General features: G+C 53.8%; 4 protein-coding genes. All 4 read right to left on the bottom strand.

The annotated features are described in order from the left end of the window. Positions 1-205: 205 nt before the first annotated feature. The 4 genes from ACI4N7_RS00435 to ACI4N7_RS00450 all read right to left on the bottom strand — a co-directional run bounded on the left by ACI4N7_RS00435 (position 206) and on the right by ACI4N7_RS00450 (position 3,697). Positions 206-1,180: an NADH:flavin oxidoreductase gene (locus ACI4N7_RS00435; protein ID WP_439731396.1), complete on the bottom strand. Its 975-nt coding sequence runs from the start codon at positions 1,178-1,180 to the stop codon at positions 206-208. Between the two features lie 258 nt (positions 1,181-1,438). Continuing rightward, positions 1,439-2,317, bottom strand: a complete 879-nt coding sequence (locus ACI4N7_RS00440) for a radical SAM protein (protein WP_439731397.1) — start codon at positions 2,315-2,317, stop codon at positions 1,439-1,441. 72 nt (positions 2,318-2,389) lie between these two features. Next, positions 2,390-3,304: a radical SAM protein gene (locus ACI4N7_RS00445; RefSeq protein ID WP_439731398.1), complete on the bottom strand. Its 915-nt coding sequence runs from the start codon at positions 3,302-3,304 to the stop codon at positions 2,390-2,392. A gap of 69 nt (positions 3,305-3,373) precedes the next feature. Beyond that, positions 3,374-3,697 carry an ArsR/SmtB family transcription factor gene (locus tag ACI4N7_RS00450; RefSeq protein WP_439731399.1) on the bottom strand — a complete coding sequence of 108 codons (324 nt, stop codon included), beginning with the start codon at positions 3,695-3,697 and terminating at the stop codon, positions 3,374-3,376. Positions 3,698-3,729: the final 32 nt, after the last annotated feature.

Consider the following 3,729-nt stretch of genomic DNA (forward strand, 5'->3'; position numbering starts at 1 on the left):
TGAATGATCAGGATTGCAGAATCATGTCCAGGCTTATGACAGGCGATTTTCCAGGTAATCTCATTCTGCGTCCCTGCTCTCGGACGAAGCGCCGGCCTTTCCCTTTTTCTCTCGGGGGAGTGTGAAGTGTGAAGAGAAAAGGGCGAACGCTCTGTTCTGTGTCAGGAAACGAGGAAGATACTGCACCAGCTTTCAGCCGGGCCTGTTATTCCGTTCCCCACATGGGATGGATAAACATAGCCCGGCCCACGCCTATGAGGTCCGCTTTTCCCTGCTGCAGGAGGGTTTCTGCCTGGTCCGGAGTGCGGATGCCTCCGGTCACCAGGACCGGTATGGAGACCTCTCTCTTGACGGCTTCGCTCATGTCGGAGAACCAGCCGGGGTTCCGGTTGTCTCTACGCATGTAGATGTTCATGCCGCCGGAAAGGTCGATGAGATCCAGGCCTGCCTTTTCCAGAATGACCGATGCTTCCACCGCGTCTTCGATGGTGCTGCCGCCCTCCCGGTAGTCGGAGCCGCCCAGGCGGAGGGCAATGGGGAAATCATCCCCCACTGCCTGTCTCACAGCCTCCAGGGTTTCCTTCAGCATTCTTGTTCTGTTTTCTATGGACTGGGGACCGTAGATATCCTTTCTGAAATTGGTGAGGGGCGAATAGAACTGGTTGAGGAGGTATCCATGGGCGGCATGGATTTCTACGCCGTCATAGCCTGCCTCTTTGACACGGAGGGCCGCCCGGGCAAACAGGTTTTCGATGGTCCGGATTTCCGGGATGGTCAGAGCTCTGGCCTGGCCGCCTCCCATCTGAATGGGACTGGCGGATACCAGCTCTTCGCCGGTGGCTCTTTCCGAGGTATTGGCGCCGGCGTGGTTGATCTGGGCAAAGAGCTGTATGGATCCGTTCACCCGGTGGATATGGTCCGTAAACCGTTTCTGCGCCTCCAGCACCCGGTCCGAGGCGAAGGAGAGCTGATGGGCATCGGCAGCCATTCCCTGCCGGCTGATACTGGCATATTCCGTAATCATCAGCCCGGGCAGCGGATTTCTGGCGATGGCTTCGTAATGAGCCGCTGTCCCTGCCGTAGGCATGCCTTCTTCTGCCGTCTGGGTGGCCATGGGCGGAAATACGATTCTGCTTTTCAAATGAATGCGTCCCCTGTCCAGGGGTTCTTTGATTTTCATGACTGTTCCCTCCTGTTCTCGGGGAAGCGCTGGTTCAACCGCTCTCTGCTTTTATTCCTGCATTTTTATGCCATGCAGGGAACGGGCCGGCGCAGACTGTTTAAGGATGCCCGTAACGAGACCATGCATAAAAACTCTTATCAAAGCAGACTCTATGAATGAATCAAGTGCTTCTCCGGATGATGAAAGGAAAAAAGGTGCCACGGAGCGCCTTTTTCCTGTACGTTTGATTTTCTGAATCTTTCTATTTCCTTCCGATCAGATAGCCTGCAGGGATTCCCTCATGCGCCGCAGTCCTTTTTCTCCGTAAACGTCATAAATGCGCTGCAGCCGGTCAATCATGTCCTGCTTCCTTTCCGGAATCCGTCCATAAATGGAGGTGATGATGGAAGCATTGGTGGCATCGATGAGGGTGTCGATTTTCAGGTCCTGCAGAAATTCCTTAAGCTCCAGAATCCGCTCTCCTTCCGTGGCTTCCTGGAATTTCCCTCTTTTTACATCCTGCATGAGCGGGGTGTCGGGGAAAATGGTGAGGCCGGAAATCATGACCCGGTCCGGATGCAGCTGATTGAAAATTTCCGCCGTCTTCCTGGCATGATCGGGGCCGTATCCTTTGCCGCCCAGACCGCTCAGGAAAATGACCTCATACCTCATGCCCGCTTCATCCATCTTGGACAGCTGGGGCACGATTTCATCGGCGCTGTACCCTTTGTGCTGATAGCTGAGGATCCTGTCATCCCCTGATTCTACGCCGAATACAATGCCGGAGTAGCCCATGTCCTTCAGGATTTTCAGCTGGTCCGCCGTCTTGTTCCGCAGGCTGTCCACCCTGCCGTAGCCTCCGATGGTTTTCACAAAGGGAAGGTAGGTATGGATCAGCTCCGCCACCCGGTACAGCTTCTGGAAGGACAGGATAAAGGGGTCCGCTCCCTGCAGCCAGATCCGGGGAAAGGGAATGCCATAGCTTCTCATTTCCTTCAAATCTTCAATGATCTCCGACTCCGGGGAAACGGAAAAAGGAGCATCCTTGTAATAGGTGCAGAATTTGCAGGCGTTGTGGGAGCAGCCTGAGGTAATCTGCAGATAGGCGGATCCGCCTTCATAGGGAGGACGAACGATTGAACTGGCAAAATGCATATATAAAGCTTCCTTTCATTTTTAAATCATTCTCATTGGTATAAACAGAGCGTCCATCGAGGGGCCTGCCGCTTAGACTGCCCGCATCCCGTGTCTCCACCGGCGCAGGGCCATTTCCGTTTCCTCATCAAAGCCTTCGATGATTTCATCCAGCCGGGAGAGGATTTCCTTCTTTCCTTCGGGAAGGGAAACGATGAAATTCACAGCGCTGGTGGAGGTCATGGAATTGATGGTGATGGGGATTTTGAGATCTGTGATAAGCTCGCGGATTTCCTCAATCCGTTCCTTTTCCGTGCTTTCCACCCACTCCCCTCTCTGCATCTGGTCAAAGAGCTTCGTGCCGGGAAGAACGGCCACATTGGTGAGCATCATGTAGTAGGGATGGATCTGATTGAAAACGGCCGCCGACTTTTTGGCGCTCTCCGCCAGCTTTCCCTTTCCTGCCAGGCCGCCCAGGTAAATCATGCGGTAGGTCATACCCGCTTCATCCATCTTCCGCCCCGCCTCCAGAATATCGGCGGCGGTATACCCCTTGTTCACCTGCTGCAGCACCGCATCATCGCCGGACTCGATGCCCAGCATGATTTCATCCAGGCCGCTCTCACGGATTTTCCGGATATCTTCCACGCTTTTATGCTTGAAATCCGACACGATGGCATAGGTGGAAATCCGGGCCTCGGGGAAATAGGACTTCATGAGCTTCCACACCTGCATCTGCCTGCCCGTGCCCAGGACAAAGGGATTGCCTCCGGAGGCCCAGATTTTCCGGGCATTCGGCCATTTCCGCCGGGCTTCCTTCAGGTCCTCCTCGATCTGGGACAAAGGCGCCGTCCTAAAGGGCGTATCCTTGTAAAAATTGCAGAATGTGCAGGCGTTATGGGAACAGCCGCTGGTGACTTCAATAAATACAGAATCCATATCGGTCTGCGGCCGAATGATTGGTCCATGAAAATGCATGACGAACTCTCCTTTACAATAAATCTTCATTTCGCTTATTGTCGATATGTTAGGTGAAATTTTTGCTGTCCCGGTCAAGGGACAGCGTCAAGCAGGAAATTACAGATCCTTCCGTATGAAATCCGCCAGCTGGCGGATATTTTCCTCATTCCTCCGGTAGTACGTCCACTTCCCATACCGGGCCGACTCCAGAAGCCCCGCCCGCTGCATCATATCCAGGTAATGAGACACCGTGGACTGCGACATCCCCGCCTTCTCCTGAATGCTTCCGACGCACACGGACTTGTCAAAATGGTCGTTCTCCGGAATATGCAGCCCCTGGGGCGGGAAATACTTCTCCGGCGCCTTCAGCCATTCCAGAATCTGGAGACGTTTCTCATTGGACAGCGCCCTGCAGATATCCAGCAGTTTTGATTGATCCATAGCCTTCCCCTTTCATCTTCATATCTCGTTTT

The organism is Dialister sp., assembly GCF_051885895.1.
In the GTDB taxonomy this organism is placed as follows: domain Bacteria; phylum Bacillota; class Negativicutes; order Veillonellales; family Dialisteraceae; genus Dialister.

What these genes read in the sequence shown, in the direction of transcription:
- ACI4N7_RS00435 (WP_439731396.1), bottom strand. Translation starts at nt 1,180, where the DNA reads ATGAAAATCAAAGAACCCCTGGACAGGGGACGCATTCATTTGAAAAGC.
- ACI4N7_RS00450 (WP_439731399.1), bottom strand. Translation starts at nt 3,697, where the DNA reads ATGGATCAATCAAAACTGCTGGATATCTGCAGGGCGCTGTCCAATGAG.
- ACI4N7_RS00445 (WP_439731398.1), bottom strand. Translation starts at nt 3,304, where the DNA reads ATGAAGATTTATTGTAAAGGAGAGTTCGTCATGCATTTTCATGGACCA.
- ACI4N7_RS00440 (WP_439731397.1), bottom strand. Translation starts at nt 2,317, where the DNA reads ATGCATTTTGCCAGTTCAATCGTTCGTCCTCCCTATGAAGGCGGATCC.